This window comes from Pseudomonas chlororaphis subsp. piscium (genome assembly GCF_003850345.1).
Taxonomy (GTDB): Bacteria; Pseudomonadota; Gammaproteobacteria; order Pseudomonadales; family Pseudomonadaceae; genus Aquipseudomonas; species Aquipseudomonas piscium.
Window position 1 is genome coordinate 1,314,480 of sequence record NZ_CP027707.1, and the last position, 24,198, is coordinate 1,338,677.

The window sequence follows — 24,198 nt, forward strand, 5'->3', positions numbered from 1 at the left end:
TTTAAGTTCTCGGCGACGAAATTTTCAGATTGTTCCTTCATTAAAGCAGCCCTGACTGCCATTCATAGGGCAAAGATGCTCTTGGCGGGCATCGGCCCTATAATGCGCGCCGGTTTTTGGGGTAATGGTCATGAGTACAGAAGATCCGCGGTTTGCTGGCGTCGCCCGTTTGTATGGCATCGAGGGGCTGGAACGCTTGCGCGCCGCCCATGTGGCGATCGTCGGGGTCGGCGGTGTCGGTTCCTGGGCGGCGGAAGCCATCGCTCGTTGCGGCGTGGGCGAGATCTCGCTGTTCGACCTGGACGACGTCTGCGTCAGCAACAGCAATCGGCAGTTGCACGCCCTGGACAGCACGGTGGGCAAGGCCAAGGTCGAGGTCATGGCCGAGCGCCTGCGCGGGATCAATCCGCATTGCACCGTGCACGCGGTAGCGGACTTCGTCACTCGCGAGACCATGGCCGAATACATCACGCCAAACATCGACTGCGTGATCGACTGCATCGACAGCGTCAACGCCAAGGCGGCGCTGATCGCCTGGTGCAAGCGGCGCAAGATCCAGATCATCACCACTGGCGGCGCAGGTGGGCAGATCGACCCGACGCTGATCCAGGTCTGCGACCTGAACCGGACCTTCAACGACCCGCTGGCCTCGAAAGTGCGCTCGACCCTGCGCCGCGACTACGGTTTTTCCCGCACCGTGACCCGTCACTACAGCGTGCCTTGTGTGTTTTCCACCGAGCAGCTGCGCTACCCGAAACCGGACGGCAGCATCTGCCTGCAGAAGAGCTTTGTCGGCGATGGCGTGAAGCTCGACTGCGCCGGCGGTTTTGGCGCGGTGATGATGGTGACCGCGACCTTCGGCATGGTCGCGGCGACCAAGGCGGTGGACAAGCTGGTGGCTGGGGTGCGGCGCCCGGCGGATCGGGTCAAGCCTGCAGCAAGTTGATTCTGTAGGAGCGAGGCTTGCCCGCGATAGCGGTGTACCTGACACACTGCATTTCGCGGGCAAGCCTCGCTCCTACAGGGATGGGTGTCAGGCTGAGAGTTCGCGCATCCGCTGCAATACCGCATTCAGCCCATTGCTGCGCGACGGTGACAGCTGGCGCGACAGGCCCAACTGATTGAACCAGTCCGGCAAATCCACCCGTTGCAGCTCCTCGGCGGACAAGCCGTTGACCCGCGCCAGCAGCAGGGCCACCAAGCCGCGGATCAGGCGCGCATCGCTGCTGGCGGCGAACTGCCAGTGACCGTCCTGCAAGGTGCCCACCAGCCAGACCTGGCTTTCACAGCCATGCACCCGATTGGCCTCGACCTTGTCGGCTTCAGCCAGCGGCGCCAGGCGCTCGCCCCATTGCATCAGCAAGCGTGCGCGCTGTTCCCAGCCGGGAGCGCCCTGGAAACTGTCGAGGGCGGCCAGGGCTTCGGCGGGCAGGCTCATCGCAACAGCTCCAGGGCCTGATCGAGGGCCTCGAAGAAGCGCTCCAGGTCCTCGGAGTCGTTGTACAGCGCCAGGGACACGCGGATCGCCCCGGCCAGGCCGAAGCTTTTCAGCAGCGGCATGGCGCAGTGATGACCGGCGCGCACGGCGATCCCCTGCTCGGTCAGCAGGTGGGCCAGGTCGGCGTTGTGCACGCCATCGACCACGAAGCTGACCAGCGCCAGCTGCGGCTTGCCCAGCAGGCGCAGGCCTTTGCGGGCCAGCAGGCCGTGCAACAGGTAGTCGTGCAGCGCGGCTTCATGGGCACTGACGGCGTCCTGATCCAGGCCGCTGAGGTAGTCCAGGGTTGCGCCGAGGCCGATCACGCTGGCGATCGGCGGAGTACCGGCTTCGAAACCCAGTGGGGCAGGGCGGAAGCTGGCGTGCTGGTACTCGGCCAGCTGGACCATCTCGCCGCCAAACTGCCAGTGGCGCAGGCCTTGCAACGCCTCGGTGCGCCCGTAGAGCACGCCGACGCCGTCCGGGCCGTAGAGCTTGTGGCTGGAGAACACATAGAAATCGCAGCCCAGCGCCTGCACATCGTGGCGGCCGTGGACCACGCCCTGGGCGCCGTCGACCACGGTCAGGGCGTCGTGAGCCTTGGCCAGGGCCAGCAGCTGCGATAGGGGCTGCCAGGCACCGAGCACATTGGACAGCTGGCTGACGGCCAGCAGCCGGGTGCGTGGGCCGATCAGGCGGGCCGCGGCGCCGAGATCGATCAGGCCGTCGTCGTCCAGTGGCAGGACCACCAGGTTGAGGCTGCGACGGTGTGCCAGTTGCTGCCAGGGCAGCAGGTTGGCGTGATGCTCCAGGGCGCTGATGACAATCTCGTCGCCCGGGTTGAATTGATGTTCCAGGCCATAGGCCAGGAGGTTCAGCGCGGAGGTCGCGCCGTGGGTAAAGATGATCTGCCCGCTGTCACCGGCATTCAGCCACTGCGCCACCTTGTGCCGGCTGTTCTCGAACGCCTGGGTGGCGTGAGCGCCGGGCAGGTGCTGCGCGCGATGCACGTTGGCCGCGCCATTGGCGTAGTAGTGCGTCAGTGCGTCCAGCAGGGCTTGGGGTTTTTGCGTGGTGGCGGCGTTGTCCAGGTAGGTCTGGTCCTGCCGTTGCAGGGCGGCGATGGCCGGGAAGTCGGCACGCCAGGGGGAGGCTACAAGCATGGTGGCAGAACTCGTTTGAACAGGCCGGGCGCCGATGATAAGCGCCCGGCCGGTCGCAGTGGAACCGAATCGCTGCTTAGTTGTGAGCGTGCAGCGCTTCGTTCAGCTCGATGGCCGATTTGTGGGTCTTGCACTCCACGGCACCGGTCTCCGAATTGCGGCGGAACAGCAGGTCCGGCTGGCCGGCCAGTTCGCGGGCCTTGAGCACCTTGACCAGCTGGTTGTTCTCGTCCAGCAGCGCCACCTTGGTCCCGGCGGTCACGTACAGGCCCGATTCCACGGTGTTGCGGTCGCCCAGCGGGATACCGATACCGGCGTTGGCGCCGATCAGGCAGCCTTCGCCGACCTTGATCACGATGTTGCCGCCGCCCGACAGGGTGCCCATGGTCGAGCAGCCGCCGCCCAGGTCGGAACCCTTGCCGACGAATACGCCCGCGGAAACCCGGCCTTCGATCATGCCCGGGCCTTCGGTGCCGGCGTTGAAGTTGACGAAACCTTCGTGCATCACCGTGGTGCCTTCGCCGATGTAGGCGCCCAGGCGAATACGCGCGCTGTCAGCGATACGCACGCCGCTCGGTACCACGTAGTCGGTCATTTTCGGGAACTTGTCCACCGAGAACACTTCCAGCAGCTCGCCGCGCAGGCGGGCTTCCAGTTGACGCTCGGCCAGTTCGCCGAGGTCTACCGCGCCCTGGTTGGTCCAGGCCACGTTCGGCAGCAGCGGGAAGATCCCGGCCAGGTTCAGGCCGTGCGGCTTGACTAGGCGGTGGGACAGCAGGTGCAGCTTCAGGTAGGCCTCCGGGGTGGAGGTCAGCTGGGCGTCTTCGGCCAGCAGGGTGGCGACCAGCGGCTTGTGGCTCTCGGCCAGGCGGGTCAGTAGCGCGGCCTGGGTGGCGTCGATGCTTTTCAGCGCTTCGGCCAGTTGCGAGGCCTGGGCGGTGGTGAAGGCGATGGCCTGGTTGCCTTCGCTGTAGCCCAGCACCGGGGCGATGGCGGCAAGGATTTCCGCGGATGGCTTGAGCAGGGGAGCGGCGTAGAACACTTCCAGCCACGCGCCTTGACGGTTTTGAGTGCCGACACCAAAGGCCAGGCTGAACAGGGTAGTGGACATGCTGTTACCTCTTACAAAATTGAACGGGCAGGCGTTATTTGATTTCTGCCGCGTAGATATCGGGCTTGAAGCCAATCAGGGTTCGGTTACCGAGATCGAGCACCGGGCGCTTGATCATCGAGGGTTGTGCGAGCATCAGTTCGATCGCTTTCGCCTGGTCGAGATCGGCTTTGCGTTCGTCGTCGAGTTTGCGAAAGGTCGTGCCCGCACGGTTCAGCACCACCTGCCAGCCGTGCTCGTTGCACCACTGGGCCAGGTGTTCGCGGTCGATTCCGACCGCTTTGTAGTCATGGAAGTCGTAGCTGACAGCGTGTTCATCGAGCCAGGTGCGCGCCTTTTTCATGGTGTCGCAGGCTTTGATGCCGAAAAGGTGCAACGTTTTGCTTGAAGCGGTCAAGGAATTGCCCCCTTTTGAGATGCTGGAGTTAAAGGTCACGGATTATGCCATGCTCGCGCCGGTTCGGCGTCGGCGAAGGCCCGGCTTTGTAGCTTTGTGTGACAGCAGCATGGACCGCTTGCGACTTTTGTGCAGCGGCGAGGCCCGAGCTTAAGCGGCTAATATGGCACTTCGACGGTAACCTGTTGCCTGAAGTCTGCTGCTGATCGATTGGGAAACCGCTTTATGCAAACCGCTTATACCGTCCTTATCCTGCTGATGCTGGTGAGCCTCTCGCGGCTGGTCGGACGGGTGATTCCGCTACCGTTGCCGCTGCTGCAGATCGCCGCCGGGGCCTTGCTGGCCTGGCCCACCCTGGGGTTGCACGTGGCCCTGGACCCTGAGTTGTTCCTGTTTCTGTTCCTGCCGCCGCTGCTGTTCTCCGATGGCTGGCGCATGCCCAAGCGTGACCTGTGGCGCTTGCGCGGCCCGATCCTGACCCTGGCCGTGGGCCTGGTGCTGTTCACCGTGGTGGGCGCCGGTTATTTCATTCACTGGTTGCTGCCGACCATTCCCTTGCCAGTAGCCTTTGCCCTGGCGGCTGTCTTGTCGCCCACCGACGCGGTGGCGGTCTCGGCGATTTCCCAGAATCGCCTGCCGACGCCCTTGATGCACATGCTCCAGGGCGAGGCGTTGATGAACGACGCGTCTGGCCTGGTGACCTTCAAGTTCGCCCTGGCGGCGGCCGTGACCGGGGTGTTTTCCCTGGCCAATGCCAGCCTGACCTTTGTCCTGGTGGCCGTGGGTGGCCTGGCGGTCGGCGTGGCTCTGAGCTGGCTGGTGGGGCGCTTGCGTGCCTGGATGATCGCCCGCGGCTGGGATGACCCGGCGACCCATGTGGTGTTCATGCTGTTGCTGCCGTTCGCCGCCTACGTGCTGGCCGAGCGCCTGGGTGCCTCGGGCATTCTCTCGGCGGTGGCGGCGGGGATGATGCAGAGCTGGCTCGATCTGTTGCCACGGCAGACCAGCACGCGCTTGCTCAACCGCAGTGTCTGGTCGTTGCTGGAGTTCGCCTTCAATGGCCTGATCTTTCTGCTGTTGGGCCTGCAACTGCCCGACATCATCAAGGCCGTGGTCAGCCACGAAACCACCTTGTGGCCGACCCTGTTCTATCGCTGCCTGGATGTCGGGGCGATTTTCCTGGTGCTGCTGGTACTGCGGTTTATCTGGGTGCAAAGCATCTGGCGCCTGTCCGGCCTGTTGCGCCGCTGGCGTGGCAAGGGCGAGCTGACGCTGGTGCCGACCGCGCGTTCCTGCTGGTTGCTGACGGTGGGCGGGGTGCGCGGGGCGGTGACCCTGGCAGGTGTCATGTCGGTGCCGTTGTTGCTGGGGGCGGGCGAAGCCTTTCCCGAGCGCGACCTGCTGATCTTCATTGCCGCCGGGGTGATCCTGTTGTCGTTGATCGCCGCCTGTATCGCCTTGCCGCTGTTGCTGCGGGGCATCCAGAAGAGCCCCGACGAGAAGCGCCATGCCGAAGTGCGTGACGCCTGGCGCAAAACCGCCGAGGCGGCGATCCATGCCCTGGAGGCCGAGGAAGTGGCTGACGCAGCGAATTCGCCGGATGCGGCCCAGTCGGCGCTGGCCACCGAGCTCAAGGGGCGGCTGATGTCGGAGTATCGCCATCAACTGGAGGTGTTCAACGATTCCGCCGAAGCCCAGGCGCTGGCGTTTCAGATGGACTTGCTGGAGCGCAAGTTGCGCTTGAAGGCGCTGCGGGCGCAGCGGCTGGAGTTGTATCGGTTGAGCCGCCAGCACCAGATCGGCGACGACGTGTTGCGCGAGGTCTTGGGCGAGCTGGACCTCAGCGAGGCCAATCTGGGGCAGGTGAAATAACGCCTCTGTTCCTGTAGGAGCGAAGCTTGCTCGCGATGAAGGATAACGCGGTGTATCAGGTGTACGGCGTCGTCTCTATCGCGGGCAAGCCTCGCTCCTACAGGGGCGTGAGTTATTTACGGCGCTGAACGAAATCCCGGATCCGCTCGGCCGCTTCCACGCATTCGGCCAATGGCGCCACCAGGGCCATGCGCACCCGACCGGCTCCCGGGTTACTGCCGTCGACGTCGCGCGAAAGATAAGAGCCCGGCACCACGGTCACGTGCTCCTGTTCGAACAGATCGCGGCAGAACGCCGTATCGTCGCCCGCCACGTTCGGCCACAGGTAGAAGCTGCCGTCCGGGCGCTGCACGTCGAGCACCGGCGCCAGAATCTCCAGTACCGCATCGAACTTCTCGCGATACAGCGCGCGGTTGGCGCGCACATGCACTTCGTCGTTCCAGGCGGCAATGCTGGCCAGCTGGGTCTGAACCGGCATGGCGCAGCCATGGTAGGTGCGGTACAGCAGGAAGCCCTTGAGGATATCCGCGTCGCCCGCGACGAAACCGGAGCGCAGGCCCGGCAGATTGGAGCGCTTGGACAGGCTGTGGAACACCACGCAACGCTTGAAGTCCTGGCGTCCCAGCTCGGCGCAGGCGCTGAGCAGGCCGGGTGGCGGGGTCTGCTCGTCGAAGTACAGCTCGCTGTAGCACTCGTCGGCGGCGATCACGAAGTCGTACTGGTCGGCCAGGGCAATGAGTTTCTTCAGGGTGTCGATCGGGATCAGCGCGCCGGTCGGGTTGCCCGGCGAGCACAGGAACAGGATCTGGCAACGCTGCCAGATCTCGGCCGGTACCGCGTCGAAGTCCGGGTTGAAGCCGTTTTCATCCAGGCATGGCAGGTAGTGCGGCTTGGCGCCGGCGAGGAAGGCGGCGCCTTCGTAGATCTGATAGAAGGGGTTCGGGCTGACCACCAGCGCGTCGTCGCCGCGGTTGACCACAGTCTGGGTGAAGGCGAACAGCGCTTCCCGGGTGCCGTTGACCGGCAGCACGTTGCGCGCCGGGTCGATCCAGCCGCCAGGCACGCCAAAGCGCCGTTCACACCAGCTGGCGATGGCTTCGCGCAGGGCCGGAAGGCCCAGGGTCGTCGGATATACCGCCATCTGGTCGAGGTTGTTGGCCAGGGCTTCGGCGACAAAGCTTGGCGAGCGGTGCTTGGGCTCGCCGATGGACAGCGCGATAGGGCGCTTGGCCGGGTTGGGCTGGACGCCGCCGAGCAGGGCGCGGAGTTTCTCGAACGGGTAAGGCTGCAGCTGGTTCAGAGCGTTGTTCATCGGTGCGGTGTCTCACTCAAAGCGGGTCGTGGCGCGTGGTCAGATGCTCAGGCGCGTCAAGGCGGTAGGCGGTTCGTGGCTGACGCTCAGCTGTTCGACGATGGCGTCCTGCAGTCGGCTGCACAACTGGGGATCGGACAGTTGCTGGTTGTTCGCGTCGGTAATGAAGAACACGTCTTCCACGCGCTCGCCCAGGGTGGCGATCTTGGCGTTTTGCAGCGACAGGTCGAACTCCAGGAAGATCTTGCCGATGCGCGCCAGCAGGCCGGGGCGATCGGGAGCGCTCAGTTCGAGCACGGTGACCGGGCGCTGGGCGTCGTTGTGGATAGTCACTTGCGGTGGGAAGGCAAAGTGCTTGAGCTGACGCGGTACCCGACGCTGGATGATGGTCGGGTAGTCGTCAGGGTTGCGCAGGGCCTCGGTAAGGCCATCGCGGATCTGTTTGACGCGTTGCGGGTTGTTGCCGATCGAGCCGCCGTCGTTGTCGAGCACGATATAGGTGTCGAGGGTGAACTGGCTGCTCGAGGTGATGATCCGGGCGTCGTGGATGTTCAGGTTCAACTGGTCCATCGCGGCCACGGTCACGGCGAAGAAGTCGTGCTGGTCCGGGGCGTAGATGAAGATCTGCGTGCCACCCTCGAATTCGCGCTGGGTGGTTTCCTTGATCAGCACCAGCGGGCCGCCGTCGGCCGGCTGCTGGAGGATCGCGTCGCTGTGCCAGGCCACGTCGCCGGCGGTATGGCGCAGGAAGTAGTCGTCCCCCAGTTGCGCCCAGAGCTGCTCGACGTCGTCCGGATCGGTGCCAGCGCGGACCAGGATGTCCAGGGCCGCGCTTTGCGTCTGGCGGATCTGCTCTTCGCGGTCCACTGGGTTTTCCAGGCCGCGGCGCAGGGCGCGCTTGGTCTCGGTGTAGAGCTGGCGCAACAGGCTGGCGCGCCAGGAGTTCCACAGCGTCGGGTTGGTGGCGTTGATGTCGGAAACCGTCAGCACGTACAGATAGTCCAGGCGGGTCTGGTCGACCACGACCTGGGCGAAGTCATGGATGACTTGCGGGTCGGACAGGTCCTTGCGCTGGGCGGTGGTCGACATCACCAGGTGGTTCTGCACCAGCCAGACGATCAGACGGGTGTCCCACAGCGGCAACTGGTGGCGGATACAGAAGGCTTCCGCGTCCACGGCGCCGATTTCCGAGTGGTCGCCGTGCCGGCCCTTGCCGATGTCGTGGTAGAGCCCGGCCAGGTAGATCAACTCGGGCTTGGGCAGCTTGGCCATGAGCTTGCTGGCCAGCGGGAATTTCTCCGAAACCTGGGTGTACTGCAGTTTGCGCAGGTGCTTGATCAGGTTCAGGGTGTGGGCGTCGACCGTATAGATGTGGAACAGGTCGTGCTGCATCTGCCCGACGATATGGCCGAACTCCGGCAGGTAGCGTCCGAGAATACCGTAACGATTCATCCGCCGCAGGTTGCGGTGAATGCCGATCTCGCACTTGAACAGCTCGATGAACAGGCTGGTATTGCGGATGTCATGGCGGAAATCGTCGTCGATCAGGTGGCGATTCTCGCGCAACAGGCGAATGGTGTCGGCGCGTACGCCCTTGATCTCCGGGTGCTGGGCCATGAGCACGAAGATTTCCAGCATGGCGAACGGCGTGCGGTGGAACACGTTGGCGTTGATCGCCTCGATGTAGCCATCGTGCAGCTGGAAACGCGAGTTGATCGGCTGCGGTGGCGCTTCGTCTTCCGGGGCGAGGATGACTTCCTCGAAGTGCTGGATGATCAGGTCGCTGAGCTGGGCAATGCTCATCACCACCCGGTAGTACTGCTGCATGAAGCTTTCGATGGCCTGCTTGGCATCGTTGCCTTCGAACCCCAGCAGCTTGGCGATCGAGCGCTGGTGATCGAACAACAGGCGGTCTTCGGCGCGCCCGGCGAGCATGTGCAGGGCGTAGCGGACTTTCCACAGGAACTCCTGGGACGAGGCCAGCAGCGCGTTCTCGCTTTCCACCAGGAAGCCTTCGCCGGCCAGGGCCCGCAGGTTCAGCGTGCCGTACTGGCGACGGGCGACCCAGAGGATGGTCTGGATGTCCCGCAGGCCGCCGGGCGAGCCTTTGACGTTGGGTTCCAGGTTGTATTCGGTGTCGTTGTACTTGTGGTGCCGCGCCTTCTGTTCGGCGCGCTTGGCCAGGAAAAAATCCTTGCTCGGCCACATGTGCGCGGTGCTGGTGACGTCGAGCATGCGTTGGCGCAGGCGTTCGGGGCCGCAGATGGTGCGGCTTTCCATCAGGTTGGTAACCACCGTCAGGTCGGCGCGGGCCTCTTCGGCGCATTCTTCCACCGAGCGCACGCTTTGCCCGACTTCCAGGCCGATGTCCCAGAGCAGGGTCAGGAAGCGTTCGATGGAGTCGCGGAAAATCTCGTGGTCGGCGCTGTCCAGCAGGATCAGCAGGTCGATGTCGGAGTAGGGGTGCAGTTCGCCGCGACCGTAGCCGCCGACCGCCACCAGGGCGATGTCGGCGTCTTCGCTCCAGTCGAACTGGTCCCAGGCCTTTTGCAGGATGTTATCGACGAACCAGGCGCGGTCCTCGATGAGCCGGCGGATATCCCGTCCGCTGCGAAAGCGTTCGTCGAGCACTTCACGTGCCTGACGAATGGCTTTCTTGAAGGCGGCGATAGGGCTTGCCTTCAGGGCCAGTTCCGCCTGGAACTGGCCGCGGTCGAACAATTCGGGATCCACCTGCGGCATCGATTGGCTTTCCTTTCTATCTAATAGGTAGGGCGCAGTTGCGTGGATCAGGCCGAGACGCGGGGGATGGTGTCATCGCTGCGCAGGGTGAAGATCTCGTAGCCGGTCTCGGTCACCAGCAGGGTGTGTTCCCACTGTGCGGAGAGCTTGCGATCCTTGGTGATCGCGGTCCAGCCGTCGCCCAGCACCTTGGTGTCGGCCTTGCCCTGGTTGATCATCGGCTCGATAGTGAAGGTCATGCCGGCTTTCAGTTCCATGCCGGTGCCGGCGCGGCCGTAGTGCAGGATCTGCGGCTCTTCGTGGAACACCTTGCCGATACCGTGGCCGCAGAACTCGCGAACCACCGAGAAGCCATTCTTTTCAGCGTGCTTCTGGATGACTTCGCCGATATCGCCCAGGCGGCAGCCCGGCTTGACCAGTTCGATGGCCTTGTACATGCATTCCTGGGTGATCTGCGACAGGCGCTCGGCCCAGACCGGCACGGTGCCGACGTGGAACATGCGGCTGGTGTCGCCGTGGTAACCGTCCTTGATGACGGTGACGTCGATGTTCAGGGTGTCGCCATCCTTCAGCGGCTTCTCGTTCGGGATGCCGTGGCACACCACGTGGTTGATCGAGGTGCAGATGGACTTGGGGAAACCCTTGTAATTCAGAGGCGCGGGAATCGCCTGCTGCACATTGACGATGTAGTCGTGGCAGATGCGGTCCAGCTCTTCGGTGGTCACACCGGGTTTGACATGCTCGGCAATCATTTCCAGCACTTCGGCGGCCAGTTTGCCGGCGACACGCATTTTTGCGATGTCCTCGGGAGTTTTGAGGGTGACGGTCATACAGGCTCTCTTGACGCTCAGTGGCGCGGATAAACAAGGAATGGCTTGAAAACGGTGTATCGAAGGCTGAACCCGCTGTGGGGTCGCCGCGCTTTCAAAAGCCTCAAAGGTGCGATTCTAACAGAGCCCCGGGGCAAATCTGAGGCTCTGTGCGTCGCTTCTTTCTATAACAGTGGAGCATTCTGGCCCGATTCCAAGGGGGGAGCAAAAAAGCGCTCCGGGGGAAATGAGAATCCTGGTTCCGTTTTTAGCCTTCTTGTGGTATAAAATGCGCCGCTTTCCGGGGATGCCCCGAAAAGCCTAAACCCACACACGTGTCGACACGATGACCTGGGTGCCCTCAGCACAAGCTGTTGGTTGGTCATTGGGATACGTGGAGGCCTAACCCGACTTATTAAGGAACTATCATGTCCCAAGTCAACATGCGCGATATGCTGAAGGCCGGTGTGCACTTCGGTCACCAAACCCGTTACTGGAATCCGAAAATGGGCAAGTACATTTTCGGCGCGCGTAACAAGATTCACATCATCAACCTTGAAAAAACCCTGCCAATGTTCAACGAAGCTCTGACTTTCGTAGAGCGTCTGGCCCAGGGCAAAAACAAGATTCTGTTCGTCGGCACCAAGCGTTCCGCTGGCAAGATCGTTGCTGAAGAAGCAGCACGTTGCGGTTCGCCGTACGTCGATCACCGCTGGTTGGGCGGCATGCTGACCAACTACAAAACCATCCGTGCTTCCATCAAGCGTCTGCGTGACCTGGAAGTTCAGTCGGAAGACGGCACCTTCGCCAAGCTGACCAAGAAAGAGGCGCTGATGCGCACTCGCGATCTGGAAAAGCTGGATCGTAGCCTGGGTGGTATCAAGGACATGGGCGGTCTGCCTGACGCACTGTTCGTAATCGACGTTGACCACGAGCGCATCGCGATCACCGAAGCCAACAAGCTGGGCATCCCGGTCATCGGCGTTGTCGATACCAACAGCAGCCCGGAAGGCGTTGACTACATCATCCCAGGCAACGATGACGCCATTCGCGCCATCCAGCTGTACATGGGTTCGATGGCTGACGCCGTGATCCGTGGCCGCAACAACGTTGCTGGCGGCACCGAAGTATTCGCTGAAGACGCTCCAGCGCCGGCAGCTGAAGCCTGAGTAACTGACGCTTAGCGTTTACTCAGTACGCAAAAAGGGGGCTAGGCCCCCTTTTTGCCACCTCGAAAATCATTTACCGATGGCGCCCCTGCAGTTCTTGTCATGTGTGGCGGCTATCAAGGGTTTTCGAGAGCGCAGCTCAAGAATCGATCGCCCGTTGAGTCGGGTGGAATGGTTGAAAACCTATCCAAGAGGAATTTGAAAATGGCAGAGATTACTGCAGCGTTGGTTAAAGAACTGCGCGAGCGTACCGGCGAAGGCATGATGGACTGCAAGAAAGCCTTGACCAAGGCTGGCGGCGACATCGAGAAAGCCATTGATGACATGCGTGCTTCGGGCGCCATCAAGGCTGCCAAGAAAGCAGGCAACATCGCTGCTGAAGGCGCCATCGCCATCAAGGACGACGGTAAAGCCGCCGTTCTGCTGGAAGTCAACTCGCAGACCGACTTCCTGGCTCTGCAGGACGATTTCAAGGCATTCGTTGCTGCCAGCGTGGAAAAAGCTTTCGCTGACAAGCTGACCGACGCCGCTCCGCTGATCGAAGCTCAAGAAGCTGACCGTCTGGTTCTGGTTGGTAAAACTGGCGAGAACGTCAACATCCGTCGTCTGGCTCGCGTTGAAGGTGACGTGGTCGGTACTTACCTGCACGGTAACAAGATCGGTGTTGCGGTTGTCCTGAAAGGCGGTTCCGTAGAACTGGCCAAGGACATCGCCATGCACGTGGCTGCAAGCAACCCTGAGTTCCTGCTGCCATCGCAAGTTTCCGCTGAAGCCATCGAACGCGAAAAAGCCGTGTTCCTGCAGCTGAACGAAGACAAGATGAAAGGCAAGCCAGCCGAAATCGTTGAAAAAATGATCGGCGGCCGTATCAGCAAGTTCCTGGCCGAAGCCAGCCTGGTTGAGCAAGCTTTCGTCAAGGATCCAGAAGTCACCGTAGGTGCCCTGGCCAAGAAAGGCGGCGCTGAAATCGTTTCGTTCACCCGCTTCGCAGTAGGTGAAGGCATCGAGAAGAAAGAAGACAACTTCGCTGAAGAAGTTGCCGCACAACTGGCTGCTGCCAAGCAACAGTAAGACGGTTTTTCAACTGTCGCCCGAAAGAGGCTGCCCGCTCACGCGCGCAGCCTCTTTTCAAATGCGGTAACCAATTTAATTGGTTGCCTTCGGAACCGGTTTACAAAGTCGTGTTCTGATGGCGCTGTGACAGCGTCAAGCTAGAGTGAACGCAGGCTGCAAACAGCTTGCAAAGAATTTTTTAAATACGCCGCAGGAGAGATTCGCAATGGCTCAGCAGGGCAGTGGTTATCAAGCTCGCTATAAACGCATTCTACTCAAGCTTAGCGGCGAGGCCCTGATGGGCTCGGAAGAGTTCGGGATCGACCCTAAGGTGCTGGATCGCATGGCGCTGGAAGTCGGCCAGCTGGTTGGCATCGGTGTTCAGGTCGGCCTGGTCATCGGCGGTGGCAACCTGTTCCGCGGCGCGGCGCTCAGCGCGGCCGGCATGGATCGGGTGACAGGCGACCACATGGGCATGCTGGCCACTGTGATGAACGGCCTGGCCATGCGCGACGCGCTGGAACGTGCGAATATCTCGGCTATCGTCATGTCGGCCATTTCCATGGTGGGTGTGACCGATCACTATGACCGTCGCAAGGCGATGCGTCATCTGAACTCCAAGGAAGTGGTGATCTTCGCTGCCGGTACCGGCAACCCGTTCTTCACCACCGACTCCGCAGCATGCTTGCGGGCGATCGAGATCGATGCCGACGTAGTGCTCAAGGCAACCAAGGTTGACGGTGTGTACACCGCAGACCCATTCAAAGACCCGCATGCCGAGAAGTTCGATCATCTGACCTACGATGAAGTGCTGGATCGCAAGCTGGGTGTCATGGATCTGACGGCGATCTGCCTGTGCCGCGACCATAAGATGCCGTTGCGCGTATTCAATATGAACAAGCCCGGCGCCCTGCTGAACATCGTGCATGGCGGCGCTGAAGGAACCCTGATCGAGGAAGGCGAACAATGATCAACGAAATCAAGAAAGACGCTCAAGAGCGCATGAAGAAGTCCCTGGAATCCTTGGCGCATGCATTCAGCCGCATCCGTACCGGCCAGGCTCACCCAAGCATCCTGGCTGGCGTGATGGTGCCTTACTACGGCGCTGATACCCCGATCAACCAGGTGGCCAACGTCACCGTGAAAGATGCTCGCACCCTGCAGGTCGTGGCCTTCGAGCGCAACATGCTGGCGGCGGTGGACAAGGCGATCCAGAGCTCCGGCCTGGGCTTCAACCCGACCAACCTGGGTGAGCTGCTGCTGATCTCCATGCCAGCGCTGACCGAAGAAACCCGCAAGGGCTTCACCAAGCAGGCTCGCGAAGCGGCCGAAGACGCTCGTATTGCCGTGCGCAACGTGCGTCGTGACGCGCTGAGTCAGTTCAAGGACCTGGTCAAAGAGAAAGAAATCAGCGAAGACGACGAGCGTCGCGCCGCCGATGACATCCAGAAGCTGACCGACAAGTTCGTGGCGGAAATTGAAGTCGCTGTGAAGCAAAAAGAAGCGGACCTGATGGCCGTATAAGGGTCAGGACGTTTTCATGGACAAGACCAAGCAGCCTGTACCGTCTTCGGTGCCGCGCCATGTCGCGATCATCATGGATGGCAACAATCGCTGGGCAAAAAAACGCTTTATGCCGGGTGTCGCCGGGCATAAAGCGGGTGTCGATGCTGTTCGTGCGGTCATCGAAGTGTGCGCCGAGGCCAAGGTCGAGGTGCTGACGCTGTTCGCCTTCTCCAGTGAAAACTGGCAGCGGCCGGCCGATGAAGTCAGTGCCTTGATGGACCTGTTCTTCAAGGCGTTGCGCCGTGAGGCCAAGCGCCTCAACGAAAACAACATCAGCCTGCGCATCATTGGCGATCGCTCGCGCTTCCATCCCGAGTTGCAGGCGGCGATGCGCGAGGCGGAAGCGATGACCGCGGGGAGTGACCGCTTCATTCTGCAGATCGCTGCCAACTATGGCGGTCAGTGGGATATCGCTCAGGCCGCTCAGCGCCTGGCGCGGGAAGTTCAGGCAGGGCACCTGCGTCCTGACGACATTACCCCTGAGTTGTTGCAAGCCTGCCTGGCGACTGGCGACCTGCCGTTGCCGGACCTGTGCATCCGTACGGGTGGCGAGCACCGCATCAGCAATTTCCTGCTCTGGCAGCTGGCTTATGCCGAGCTGTACTTCTCCGACCTGTTCTGGCCGGACTTCAAACACGATGCCATGCGCGCTGCGCTGGCCGATTACGCTTCTCGCCAGCGCCGCTTCGGTAAAACGAGCGAGCAGGTCGAGGCTGGAGCCCGGGTTTAATGCTCAAACAACGAATCATCACTGCGCTGATCCTGCTGCCGATCGCCTTGTGCGGTTTTTTCCTGCTCGAAGGTTCCACCTTCGCCCTGTTTATCGGGCTGGTGGTGACCCTCGGGGCCTGGGAGTGGGCGCGCCTGGCGGGTTTCGAGGCTCAGCCGACGCGTATTGCCTATGCAGTAGTGGTCGCTGCGCTGTTGTTCCTGATGCAATTGTTGCCAGGTATCGCGCCCTGGGTGCTCGGTGCAGCGGTGCTCTGGTGGGGGCTGGCGACTTTCCTGGTGCTCACCTATCCGCGTACCAGCGAGCATTGGGCGGGTGCCGCGGCCAAGCTGGTGATCGGTCTGCTGATTCTGCTGCCGGCCTGGCAAGGCCTGGTTTTCATCAAGCAGCAGCCTTTGGGTAACTGGTTGATCATGGCGGTGATGGTGCTGGTCTGGGGCGCTGATATTGGCGCCTACTTCTCCGGCAAGGCGTTCGGCAAGCGCAAGCTAGCGCCGCAGGTCAGCCCGGGCAAGAGCTGGGAAGGGGTGTATGGCGGTCTGCTACTGAGCCTGGTGATCGCTGCTGTGGTCGGTCTGGTTGCAGGCTGGTCCGTCGGGCAGATCATCCTTGGCTTGCTGGGCGCAGCTGTCGTGGTGTTCATCTCGGTGGTCGGCGACCTGACCGAAAGCATGTTCAAGCGCCAGGCCGGGATCAAGGACAGCAGTAACCTGCTGCCGGGTCATGGTGGCGTGCTCGACCGTATCGACAGCCTGACCGCGGCCATTCCGGTATTCGCGGTGCTGTTGTGGATGGCTGCATTGTGAGTCGCCCACAGCAGATTACGGTTCTCGGGGCCACTGGTTCTATCGGCCTCAGCACCCTGGACGTCATTGCCCGTCATCCCGAGCGTTATCAGGTCTTCGCCCTGAGCGGTTTCAGTCGCCTGGCCGAGTTGCTGGCGCTCTGTATCCGTCACGCTCCCCGTTTTGCCGTCGTCCCGCATATCGCTGCCGCGCGCAGTCTGCAGGAAGATTTGCGCAATGCCGGCTCGCGCACCCGTGTATTGGTGGGCGAGGAGGGCTTGTGTGAAGTGGCTTCCGCCCCTGAAGTCGACGCGGTCATGGCGGCTATCGTCGGTGCCGCGGGCTTGCGTCCGACCCTTGCCGCCGTCGAGGCTGGCAAGAAAATCCTTCTGGCTAATAAAGAAGCGCTGGTCATGTCTGGCGCGCTGTTCATGCAAGCGGTGGGCAAGAGTGGTTCGGTGCTGCTGCCCATCGACAGTGAGCACAACGCCATCTTCCAGTGCATGCCCGCGGACTTTTCCCGCGGGTTGAGCAATGTGGGGGTGCGACGCATTTTGCTGACTGCCTCCGGTGGTCCGTTCCGGCAAACTCCGCTGTCCGAGTTGGAGCAGGTAACGCCGGAGCAGGCGTGTGCCCACCCCAACTGGTCCATGGGGCGCAAGATCTCCGTCGATTCAGCCAGCATGATGAATAAAGGCCTCGAGTTGATCGAGGCGTGCTGGCTGTTCGATGCCAAGCCTGCCCAGGTCGAGGTGGTGATTCATCCGCAAAGTGTGATTCATTCGCTGGTCGACTATGTGGATGGTTCGGTGCTGGCCCAGTTGGGCAACCCGGATATGCGCACGCCGATCGCCAATGCCCTGGCCTGGCCGGAGCGGATCGACTCCGGCGTGCCGCCACTGGACCTGTTCGCCGTGGCGCGCCTGGATTTCCAGGCGCCTGATGAAGAGCGTTTCCCGTGCTTGCGCCTGGCGCGCCAGGCCGCCGAGGCTGGCAACAGCGCGCCGGCCATGCTGAACGCCGCCAACGAGGTGGCTGTTGCCGCGTTTCTCGAACGGCGCATCCGCTACCCCGAGATCGCGAGTATCATCGAAGAAGTATTAAGCCTTGAACCGGTTGTTGCAGTCGATGAGCTGAGCGCCGTGTTCGCGGCGGACGCCAAAGCCCGTGCCCTGGCTGAGCAGTGGCTGGGTCGCAACAGCCGGTAAAGTCGCGACAAGCCCGAGCGTATCGGTACTGGATAGGATTGCGGAGAAAGTAGATGAGCGCGCTCTATATGATTGTCGGCACCCTGATTGCCCTGGGTGTGCTGGTCACCTTCCATGAATTCGGTCACTTCTGGGTGGCGCGTCGTTGCGGCGTCAAGGTTCTGCGTTTCTCCGTGGGCTTCGGCATGCCGCTGCTGCGTTGGCATGACCGGCAAGGTACCGAGTTCGTGATTGCCGCCATTCCGCTAGGCGGCTACGTGAAGATGCTCGACGAGCGCGAAGGTGAAGTGCCCGTCGACCAGCTCGATCAGTCATTCAATCGCAAGTCAGTGCGCCAGCGTATCGCCATCGTTGCTGCCGGTCCTGTCGCCAACTTCCTACTGGCGCTGGTGTTCTTCTGGGGGCTGGCGATGCTCGGTGCCGAGCAGGTGCGTCCGGTCATCGGCAGCGTCGAGGCAGGAAGCATTGCCGCCAAGGCTGGCCTGAGTTCTGGTCAGGAAATTGTTGCAATAGATGGCGAGCCCACCGTGGGGTGGTCGGCGGTCAACCTGCAGCTGATTCGGCGTCTGGGCGAAAGCGGCACCTTGCAGTTGCTGGTGCGCGAGCAGGGTTCGACCGCCGATTCGCCACGCGAACTGGTGCTCGACAACTGGCTCAAGGGGACCGATGAGCCTGATCCTATTCGTTCCCTGGGCATTCGTCCCTGGCGCCCGGCGCTCGCCCCCGTTCTGGCCGAGCTCGATCCGAAAGGCCCGGCCCAGGCGGCTGGCCTGAAAACCGGCGATCGCTTGCTGGCGCTGGATGGTCAGGCGCTGACCGATTGGCAGCAGGTCGTCGACTGGGTGCGTGTACGTCCTGATACCAAAATTGTGCTGCGCGTCGAGCGTGATGGTGCTCAAATCGACGTCCCGGTGACCCTGGCCGCGCGTGGTAAAGAGAAGGTTGCCAGTGGTTATCTTGGGGCTGGGGTGAAGGCGGTCGATTGGCCACCGGAAATGCTTCGCGAGGTCAGTTATGGTCCGCTGGCCGCCATTGGCGAGGGAGCCCGGCGTACTTGGACCATGAGCGTGCTGACCCTCGATTCACTGAAGAAAATGTTGTTCGGCGAGCTCTCGGTAAAAAACTTGAGTGGACCGATAACCATTGCTAAAGTGGCGGGCGCTTCTGCCCAGTCGGGCGTTGCTGATTTCTTGAATTTCCTTGCTTATCTGAGTATTAGCCTAGGGGTTCTGAACTTGCTGCCCATTCCTGTACTGGATGGGGGGCATCTGTTGTTTTATCTGATCGAGTGGGCGCGTGGTCGTCCCTTGTCGGATCGGGTGCAAGGTTGGGGGATACAGATTGGTATCAGTTTGGTGGTCGGGGTGATGTTGCTTGCCTTGGTCAACGATCTGGGTCGTCTGTAACGCTTCGCTGAATTGCGAATCTGCCGCATTTTGCGGCAGTTTCTTTATTGCCAGTTGGAATAAGAAAGGACTTCATGAAACGTCTGCTGCTAACTGCGGTTCTCTCCGTATTGATGATCGCCGAAGTTCACGCCGAGTCCTTCACTATCTCCGATATCCGCGTCAATGGCCTCCAGCGGGTCTCCGCGGGTAGCGTCTTTGGGGCCTTGCCGTTGAACGTCGGTGAGCAGGCGGATGATCGTCGCCTGGTGGAATCCACTCGTGCGCTGTTCAAAACCGGCTTCTTTCAAGATATCCAGCTGGGCCGCGATGGCAATGTCCTGGTCATCACGGTAGTCGAGCGTCCATCCGTCGCCAGTATCGAAATCGAAGGCAACAAGGCGATTTCCACTGAAGACCTGATGAAAGGCCTCAAGCAATCCGGTCTCGCAGAAGGCGAAATCTTCCAGCGTGCGACCCTTGAAGGTGTTCGTAACGAACTGCAGCGCCAATATGTCGCTCAGGGTCGTTACTCGGCCACCGTCGATACCGAAGTGGTTCCACAGCCGCGCAACCGTGTGGCGTTGAAGGTCAATATCAACGAAGGCACCGTAGCTGCCATCCAGCACATCAACGTCGTGGGCAACACCGTATTCCCGGACGAAGACCTGGTCGAACTGTTCGAACTCAAAACCACCAACTGGTTGTCGTTCTTCAAGAACGACGACAAGTATGCCCGTGAGAAACTCTCCGGTGACTTGGAGCGCCTGCGCTCCTACTACCTGGACCGTGGCTATATCAACATGGATATCGCTTCGACCCAGGTTTCGATCACCCCGGACAAGAAACACGTCTACATCACTGTGAACGTCAACGAAGGCGAGAAGTACAGCGTTCGTGACGTGAAGCTCAGCGGTGACCTGAAAGTGCCTGAAGACCAGGTCAAGTCGCTGCTGCTGGTCGAGAAGGGCCAGGTGTTCTCGCGTAAATTGATGACCACCACTTCCGAGCTGATCACCCGTCGCCTGGGCAACGAGGGTTATACCTTCGCCAACGTCAACGGCGTTCCGCAGCCTCACGACGAAGATCACACGGTCGATATCACTTTCGTGGTCGATCCCGGCAAGCGTGCCTACGTGAACCGCATCAACTTCCGCGGCAACACCAAGTCCGAAGACGAAGTGCTACGTCGCGAAATGCGTCAGATGGAAGGTGGCTGGGCTTCGACCTACCTGATCGACCAGTCCAAGACCCGTCTGGAACGCCTGGGCTTCTTCAAGGAAGTCAACGTCGAAACCCCGGCCGTGCCAGGTGTCGACGACCAGGTAGACGTCAACTACGCGGTTGAAGAGCAGGCTTCCGGTTCGATTACCGCCAGCGTCGGTTTCGCCCAGAGCGCTGGTTTGATCCTCGGTGGCTCGATCACCCAGAACAACTTCCTGGGTACCGGTAACAAGGTCAGCATCGGTTTGACTCGCAGCGAATACCAGAGCCGTTACAACTTCGGTTATGTCGACCCCTACTGGACTGCCGATGGCGTGAGCCTGGGTTACAACGCGTTCTATCGCACCACTGACTACGACGACCTCGATGTCGACGTGGCTAGCTATGCGGTAGACAGCCTGGGTGCTGGCGTCAGCGTTGGTTACCCGATCAGCGAGACTTCGCGTCTGACCTTCGGCCTGACCGCACAGCAAGACAAGATCAAGACCGGTCGTTATACCGTCGACGAGATCTTCGACTTCGTTAACCGCGAAGGCGACAACTACCTGAACTTCAAGGCTTCGGCCGGCTGGTCCGAGTCGACCCTGAACAAAGGTGTTCTGGCGACCCGTGGTCACTCCCAAAGCCTGGTACTGGAAACCACTACTCCGGGCAGCGACCTGTCGTTCTTCAAGCTCGACTACCGTGGCCAGTTGTTCCAACCGCTGACTGACACATACACCATGCGCCTGCACACCGAGCTGGGTTATGGCGACGGTTATGGTTCGACCGACGGCTTGCCGTTCTATGAAAACTACTATGCTGGTGGTTTCAACTCGGTTCGTGGCTTTAAGGACAGTACCCTGGGCCCGCGTAGTACGCCGAGTCGTGGTGCGGATGTGACAGGTAACGCTGGTACTTCGCGCGATCCCGATCAGGATCCGCTGCCGTTCGGTGGTAACGTGCTGATTCAAGGTGGTGTCGAGGTTCTGTTCCCGATGCCGTTCGTCAAGGATCAGCGCTCCCTGCGCACTTCCGTATTCTGGGACGTGGGTAACGTGTTTGACTCCAAGTGCACGAAGACTACGAACACTATTGCTTCGTCGTCGGCCAACACAGAATGTAACGACATCAGCCTGAGCAATCTGGCCAGTTCCGTGGGTGTCGGCGTGACATGGGTAACCGCTCTGGGCCCGCTGAGCTTTGCTCTGGCGATGCCGATCAAGAAACCTGACGACGCTGAAACCCAGGTGTTCCAATTCTCCCTCGGTCAGACTTTCTAAGAGTCCGACCCAAGATAACGACAATGGATTTTGTAGGAGTGCATCGTGCGTAAGTTGACTCAATTGGTTCTCCTGGCGACTGTCCTGGTAGCAGGTCCGGCCTTCGCCGACATGAAAATCGCCGTACTGAACTATCAGATGGCTCTGCTGGAATCCGATGCTGCGAAGAAATATGCAGTGGATGCCGAGAAGAAGTTCGGCCCGCAGTTGAACAAGCTGAAAACCCTGGAAAGCAGCGCCAAGGGTATCCAGGATCGTCTGGTTGCCGGTGGCGACAAGATGCAGCAAGGCGAGCGTGAGCGCCTGGAGCTCGAATTCAAGCAGAAAGCCCGCGACTTCCAGTTCCAGTCCAAGGAACTGAACGAAGCCAAGGCCGTTGCCGATCGTGAAATGCTCAAGCAACTGAAGCCGAAACTCGACAGCGCCGTGGAAGAAGTCATCAAGAAAGGTGGTTTTGACCTGGTGTTCGAGCGCGGTGCAGTGATTGATGTCAAACCTCAGTACGACATCACTCGCCAGGTTATCGAGCGCATGAATCAGCTGAAGTAACCCATGACAGCGACTATAAAGCTCGGCCAGCTGGCCGAGTTCCTCGGAGCCACTTTACGTGGCTCCGCAGAGAAAGAAATCACTGGGCTAGCCACCTTGCAGGAGGCTGGCCCAGCTCAGTTGAGCTTTTTGGCAAATCCCCAATACCGTAAGTACCTGGCGGACAGTCAGGCAGGAGCCGTGCTGCTGAAGGCGGCGGATGCCGAAGGTTATGCCGGTGATGCCTTGGTAGTGGCCGATCCCTACCTGTCATACGCACGGATTTCCCACCTGTTCGATCCCAAGCCCAAGGCGCCAGCCGGTATTCATCCGACTGCGGTCATTGCCGAGGATGCTGTGGTCGACACGGCTGCCAGTATTGGCGCGTTTGCGGTCATCGAGAGCGGCGCGCAAATCGCCGCGGGTGTGACGATCGGTGCTCATTGTTTTATCGGTGCTCGTTGCCAGATTGGCGAGGGCGGCTGGTTGGCTCCGCGTGTGACGCTTTACCACGATGTGCGTATCGGCAAGCGTGTGGTCATTCAGTCCGGTGCGGTACTTGGTGGCGAAGGTTTCGGTTTCGCCAACGAGAAGGGCATCTGGCAGAAGATCGCGCAGGTTGGTGGTGTCACCATTGGCGATGATGTCGAGATCGGCGTGAATACTGCTATCGATCGCGGTGCGCTGGCCGATACCGTCATTGGCAATGGTGTGAAGCTGGATAACCAGATTCAGATCGCCCACAACGTCCAGGTCGGTGATCACACCGCCATGGCAGCCTGTGTCGGTATTTCCGGCAGCACCCGGATCGGTAAGCACTGCATGCTCGCCGGCGGTGTCGGGCTGGTTGGCCACATCGATATTTGCGACAACGTTTTCCTGACCGGGATGACCATGGTGACCCACTCGATTACCGAGCCGGGTTCCTACTCTTCCGGTACAGCCATGCAGCCTGCTGCCGAGTGGCGCAAAAGCGCGGCACGCATCCGTCAGCTCGATGATCTCGCGCGACGCCTGCGACAACTGGAAAAGCGCGTAGGGGACGTGACCCCCGACGGTAAAGCTTCATCAGATGGCTGATACCATTTCCATATCAAGTGTGCACAGCCGTTAGACTGCCTCCTTGATTTGCTAGAGGAGTGTGCGTTAGTCGCGCGCTCCCAATCTTTACTACAGGCTTCCCCCCGAAATGATGGACATCAACGAGATTCGCGAATACCTGCCTCACCGTTACCCGTTCCTGTTGGTGGACCGGGTGGTGGACCTGGATGTTGAAGGCAAGTGCATTCGTGCCTACAAGAATGTCAGCATCAACGAACCTTTCTTCAATGGTCACTTCCCCGCGCATCCAATCATGCCGGGCGTGCTGATCATCGAAGCCATGGCTCAGGCTGCGGGCATTCTTGGTTTCAAGATGCTGGACGTGAAGCCGGCCGATGGCACCCTCTATTACTTCGTCGGTTCCGACAAGCTGCGCTTCCGCCAGCCGGTACTGCCGGGCGACCAGTTGATCCTGGAAGCCAAGTTCATCAGCTGCAAGCGCCAGATCTGGAAATTCGAATGCCAGGCCTCGGTCGACGGCAAGCCAGTCTGCTCCGCTGAAATCATCTGTGCGGAACGCAAACTATGAGTTTGATTGACCCTCGCGCAATCATCGATCCGACGGCCATTCTGGCCGACGACGTTGAGGTTGGCCCGTGGTCGATCGTTGGCGCCGGTGTGGAAATCGGCGAGGGTACGGTGATCGGGCCGCATGTGGTTCTCAAAGGCCCGACCCGGATCGGTAAGCACAATCGTATCTACCAGTTCTCCTCGGTAGGCGAAGACACTCCCGATCTTAAGTACAAGGGCGAGGAAACCCGCCTGGTAATTGGTGACCACAACGTCATTCGTGAAGGCGTGACCATTCACCGTGGCACTGTCCAGGATCGTTCCGAGACCACCCTCGGCGATCACAACCTGGTCATGGCGTACGCCCATATCGGTCACGACAGCGTGATCGGCAACCATTGCATCCTGGTCAACAACACAGCGTTGGCCGGCCATGTACATGTGGACGACTGGGCGATCCTGTCCGGCTTCACCCTGGTTCACCAGTACTGCCATATCGGCGCCCATAGCTTTTCCGGCATGGGGACGGCGATCGGCAAGGATGTTCCGGCCTTTGTCACAGTCTTTGGCAACCCGGCCGAAGCACGCAGCATGAACTTCGAGGGTATGCGCCGTCGTGGTTTCAGCGAAGACGCGATTCACGCCCTGCGTCGAGCCTATAAGGTGGTTTATCGCCAGGGTTTGACCGTCGACCAGGCACTCGCCGAGCTGGCAGAGGCTGCTGCACAATTTCCCGAAGTCGCGGTATTTCGTGACTCGATCCAGTCTTCGACTCGCGGCATCACCCGTTAATC

22 protein-coding genes are annotated in these 24,198 nt (G+C 60.8%); 15 read left to right on the top strand and 7 right to left on the bottom strand.

Annotated features, from left to right (window positions below):
- The first annotated feature begins 130 nt into the window (after positions 1-130).
- Positions 131-946: a tRNA cyclic N6-threonylcarbamoyladenosine(37) synthase TcdA gene (gene tcdA, locus C4K38_RS05920; RefSeq protein ID WP_164486996.1), complete on the top strand. Its 816-nt coding sequence runs from the start codon at positions 131-133 to the stop codon at positions 944-946.
- Between the two features lie 87 nt (positions 947-1,033).
- Here tcdA and C4K38_RS05925 read toward each other — a convergent pair whose 3' ends face one another.
- From C4K38_RS05925 to C4K38_RS05940, 4 genes are all read right to left on the bottom strand, one after another.
- Positions 1,034-1,438: a SufE family protein gene (locus tag C4K38_RS05925; RefSeq protein WP_009047204.1), complete on the bottom strand. Its 405-nt coding sequence runs from the start codon at positions 1,436-1,438 to the stop codon at positions 1,034-1,036.
- Positions 1,435-2,640, bottom strand: coding sequence for an aminotransferase class V-fold PLP-dependent enzyme (locus C4K38_RS05930; protein ID WP_053277634.1), 1,206 nt, complete (start codon positions 2,638-2,640; stop codon positions 1,435-1,437). Before C4K38_RS05930 ends, C4K38_RS05925 begins: the two co-directional genes overlap by 4 nt.
- Positions 2,641-2,716: 76 nt before the next feature.
- Positions 2,717-3,751, bottom strand: coding sequence for a 2,3,4,5-tetrahydropyridine-2,6-dicarboxylate N-succinyltransferase (dapD, locus tag C4K38_RS05935; protein WP_053277635.1), 1,035 nt, complete (start codon positions 3,749-3,751; stop codon positions 2,717-2,719).
- Positions 3,752-3,785: 34 nt separating this feature from the next.
- The gene (locus C4K38_RS05940; RefSeq protein ID WP_231998625.1) at positions 3,786-4,094 is read right to left on the bottom strand and encodes an arsenate reductase; all 309 of its coding nucleotides are present in this window, start codon (positions 4,092-4,094) and stop codon (positions 3,786-3,788) included.
- A gap of 279 nt (positions 4,095-4,373) precedes the next feature.
- On the opposite strand from C4K38_RS05940, the gene C4K38_RS05945 reads away from it, so the two are divergent.
- Positions 4,374-6,020 (top strand): Na+/H+ antiporter, encoded by a 1,647-nt coding sequence (locus C4K38_RS05945; RefSeq protein WP_053277637.1) that lies wholly within the window; start codon positions 4,374-4,376, stop codon positions 6,018-6,020.
- 112 nt (positions 6,021-6,132) lie between these two features.
- Here the strand turns inward: C4K38_RS05945 and dapC are convergent, their stop codons facing one another.
- Genes dapC through map form a run of 3 tightly spaced genes read right to left on the bottom strand, consistent with a single transcriptional unit; the run spans position 6,133 to position 10,904 of the window.
- Positions 6,133-7,332: a succinyldiaminopimelate transaminase gene (gene dapC, locus C4K38_RS05950; RefSeq protein WP_025806620.1), complete on the bottom strand. Its 1,200-nt coding sequence runs from the start codon at positions 7,330-7,332 to the stop codon at positions 6,133-6,135.
- Positions 7,333-7,371: 39 nt separating this feature from the next.
- A complete protein-coding gene (locus tag C4K38_RS05955; RefSeq protein ID WP_025806621.1) occupies positions 7,372-10,074 on the bottom strand; it encodes a [protein-PII] uridylyltransferase in 2,703 nt (900 codons plus the stop codon).
- Positions 10,075-10,121: 47 nt separating this feature from the next.
- On the bottom strand, positions 10,122-10,904 hold the full coding sequence (gene map / locus C4K38_RS05960; protein ID WP_023969788.1) for a type I methionyl aminopeptidase: 783 nt from the start codon (positions 10,902-10,904) through the stop codon (positions 10,122-10,124).
- A 407-nt stretch (positions 10,905-11,311) separates the two neighbouring features.
- Between map and rpsB the strand changes: the two genes are divergently transcribed.
- The 13 genes from rpsB (at position 11,312) to lpxA (ending at position 24,196) form a co-directional block, all read left to right on the top strand.
- On the top strand, positions 11,312-12,052 hold the full coding sequence (gene rpsB, locus C4K38_RS05965) for a 30S ribosomal protein S2 (protein WP_007924078.1): 741 nt from the start codon (positions 11,312-11,314) through the stop codon (positions 12,050-12,052).
- A 204-nt stretch (positions 12,053-12,256) separates the two neighbouring features.
- On the top strand, positions 12,257-13,123 hold the full coding sequence (gene tsf / locus C4K38_RS05970) for a translation elongation factor Ts (protein ID WP_007924077.1): 867 nt from the start codon (positions 12,257-12,259) through the stop codon (positions 13,121-13,123).
- A 208-nt stretch (positions 13,124-13,331) separates the two neighbouring features.
- Positions 13,332-14,075 (top strand): UMP kinase, encoded by a 744-nt coding sequence (pyrH, locus tag C4K38_RS05975; RefSeq protein ID WP_007924076.1) that lies wholly within the window; start codon positions 13,332-13,334, stop codon positions 14,073-14,075.
- Positions 14,072-14,629: a ribosome recycling factor gene (frr, locus tag C4K38_RS05980; protein ID WP_053277638.1), complete on the top strand. Its 558-nt coding sequence runs from the start codon at positions 14,072-14,074 to the stop codon at positions 14,627-14,629. Before pyrH ends, frr begins: the two co-directional genes overlap by 4 nt.
- A 16-nt stretch (positions 14,630-14,645) precedes the next feature.
- The gene (gene uppS, locus C4K38_RS05985) at positions 14,646-15,401 is read left to right on the top strand and encodes a polyprenyl diphosphate synthase (RefSeq protein ID WP_053277639.1); all 756 of its coding nucleotides are present in this window, start codon (positions 14,646-14,648) and stop codon (positions 15,399-15,401) included.
- Complete coding sequence (locus C4K38_RS05990) at positions 15,401-16,207, top strand: phosphatidate cytidylyltransferase (protein ID WP_053277640.1); 807 nt, start codon at positions 15,401-15,403, stop codon at positions 16,205-16,207. Before uppS ends, C4K38_RS05990 begins: the two co-directional genes overlap by 1 nt.
- Positions 16,204-17,394: a 1-deoxy-D-xylulose-5-phosphate reductoisomerase gene (gene ispC / locus C4K38_RS05995; RefSeq protein ID WP_053277641.1), complete on the top strand. Its 1,191-nt coding sequence runs from the start codon at positions 16,204-16,206 to the stop codon at positions 17,392-17,394. Before C4K38_RS05990 ends, ispC begins: the two co-directional genes overlap by 4 nt.
- Positions 17,395-17,447: 53 nt before the next feature.
- A complete protein-coding gene (rseP, locus tag C4K38_RS06000) occupies positions 17,448-18,800 on the top strand; it encodes a sigma E protease regulator RseP (protein WP_053277642.1) in 1,353 nt (450 codons plus the stop codon).
- A gap of 74 nt (positions 18,801-18,874) precedes the next feature.
- Complete coding sequence (bamA, locus tag C4K38_RS06005) at positions 18,875-21,265, top strand: outer membrane protein assembly factor BamA (RefSeq protein WP_053277643.1); 2,391 nt, start codon at positions 18,875-18,877, stop codon at positions 21,263-21,265.
- A 45-nt stretch (positions 21,266-21,310) separates the two neighbouring features.
- On the top strand, positions 21,311-21,814 hold the full coding sequence (locus C4K38_RS06010; RefSeq protein WP_007924063.1) for an OmpH/Skp family outer membrane protein: 504 nt from the start codon (positions 21,311-21,313) through the stop codon (positions 21,812-21,814).
- A gap of 3 nt (positions 21,815-21,817) precedes the next feature.
- Positions 21,818-22,873 carry a UDP-3-O-(3-hydroxymyristoyl)glucosamine N-acyltransferase gene (gene lpxD, locus C4K38_RS06015; RefSeq protein ID WP_053277644.1) on the top strand — a complete coding sequence of 352 codons (1,056 nt, stop codon included), beginning with the start codon at positions 21,818-21,820 and terminating at the stop codon, positions 22,871-22,873.
- A 109-nt stretch (positions 22,874-22,982) separates the two neighbouring features.
- Positions 22,983-23,423: a 3-hydroxyacyl-ACP dehydratase FabZ gene (fabZ, locus tag C4K38_RS06020; protein WP_007924058.1), complete on the top strand. Its 441-nt coding sequence runs from the start codon at positions 22,983-22,985 to the stop codon at positions 23,421-23,423.
- A complete protein-coding gene (lpxA, locus tag C4K38_RS06025) occupies positions 23,420-24,196 on the top strand; it encodes an acyl-ACP--UDP-N-acetylglucosamine O-acyltransferase (protein ID WP_025806631.1) in 777 nt (258 codons plus the stop codon). The genes fabZ and lpxA overlap by 4 nt, the downstream gene beginning before the upstream one ends.
- Positions 24,197-24,198: the final 2 nt, after the last annotated feature.

What these genes read in the sequence shown, in the direction of transcription:
- tcdA (WP_164486996.1), top strand. Translation starts at nt 131, where the DNA reads ATGAGTACAGAAGATCCGCGGTTTGCTGGCGTCGCCCGTTTGTATGGC.
- C4K38_RS05925 (WP_009047204.1), bottom strand. Translation starts at nt 1,438, where the DNA reads ATGAGCCTGCCCGCCGAAGCCCTGGCCGCCCTCGACAGTTTCCAGGGC.
- C4K38_RS05930 (WP_053277634.1), bottom strand. Translation starts at nt 2,640, where the DNA reads ATGCTTGTAGCCTCCCCCTGGCGTGCCGACTTCCCGGCCATCGCCGCC.
- dapD (WP_053277635.1), bottom strand. Translation starts at nt 3,751, where the DNA reads ATGTCCACTACCCTGTTCAGCCTGGCCTTTGGTGTCGGCACTCAAAAC.
- C4K38_RS05940 (WP_231998625.1), bottom strand. Translation starts at nt 4,094, where the DNA reads ATGAAAAAGGCGCGCACCTGGCTCGATGAACACGCTGTCAGCTACGAC.
- C4K38_RS05945 (WP_053277637.1), top strand. Translation starts at nt 4,374, where the DNA reads ATGCAAACCGCTTATACCGTCCTTATCCTGCTGATGCTGGTGAGCCTC.
- dapC (WP_025806620.1), bottom strand. Translation starts at nt 7,332, where the DNA reads ATGAACAACGCTCTGAACCAGCTGCAGCCTTACCCGTTCGAGAAACTC.
- C4K38_RS05955 (WP_025806621.1), bottom strand. Translation starts at nt 10,074, where the DNA reads ATGCCGCAGGTGGATCCCGAATTGTTCGACCGCGGCCAGTTCCAGGCG.
- map (WP_023969788.1), bottom strand. Translation starts at nt 10,904, where the DNA reads ATGACCGTCACCCTCAAAACTCCCGAGGACATCGCAAAAATGCGTGTC.
- rpsB (WP_007924078.1), top strand. Translation starts at nt 11,312, where the DNA reads ATGTCCCAAGTCAACATGCGCGATATGCTGAAGGCCGGTGTGCACTTC.
- tsf (WP_007924077.1), top strand. Translation starts at nt 12,257, where the DNA reads ATGGCAGAGATTACTGCAGCGTTGGTTAAAGAACTGCGCGAGCGTACC.
- pyrH (WP_007924076.1), top strand. Translation starts at nt 13,332, where the DNA reads ATGGCTCAGCAGGGCAGTGGTTATCAAGCTCGCTATAAACGCATTCTA.
- frr (WP_053277638.1), top strand. Translation starts at nt 14,072, where the DNA reads ATGATCAACGAAATCAAGAAAGACGCTCAAGAGCGCATGAAGAAGTCC.
- uppS (WP_053277639.1), top strand. Translation starts at nt 14,646, where the DNA reads ATGGACAAGACCAAGCAGCCTGTACCGTCTTCGGTGCCGCGCCATGTC.
- C4K38_RS05990 (WP_053277640.1), top strand. Translation starts at nt 15,401, where the DNA reads ATGCTCAAACAACGAATCATCACTGCGCTGATCCTGCTGCCGATCGCC.
- rseP (WP_053277642.1), top strand. Translation starts at nt 17,448, where the DNA reads ATGAGCGCGCTCTATATGATTGTCGGCACCCTGATTGCCCTGGGTGTG.
- bamA (WP_053277643.1), top strand. Translation starts at nt 18,875, where the DNA reads ATGAAACGTCTGCTGCTAACTGCGGTTCTCTCCGTATTGATGATCGCC.
- lpxD (WP_053277644.1), top strand. Translation starts at nt 21,818, where the DNA reads ATGACAGCGACTATAAAGCTCGGCCAGCTGGCCGAGTTCCTCGGAGCC.
- fabZ (WP_007924058.1), top strand. Translation starts at nt 22,983, where the DNA reads ATGATGGACATCAACGAGATTCGCGAATACCTGCCTCACCGTTACCCG.
- lpxA (WP_025806631.1), top strand. Translation starts at nt 23,420, where the DNA reads ATGAGTTTGATTGACCCTCGCGCAATCATCGATCCGACGGCCATTCTG.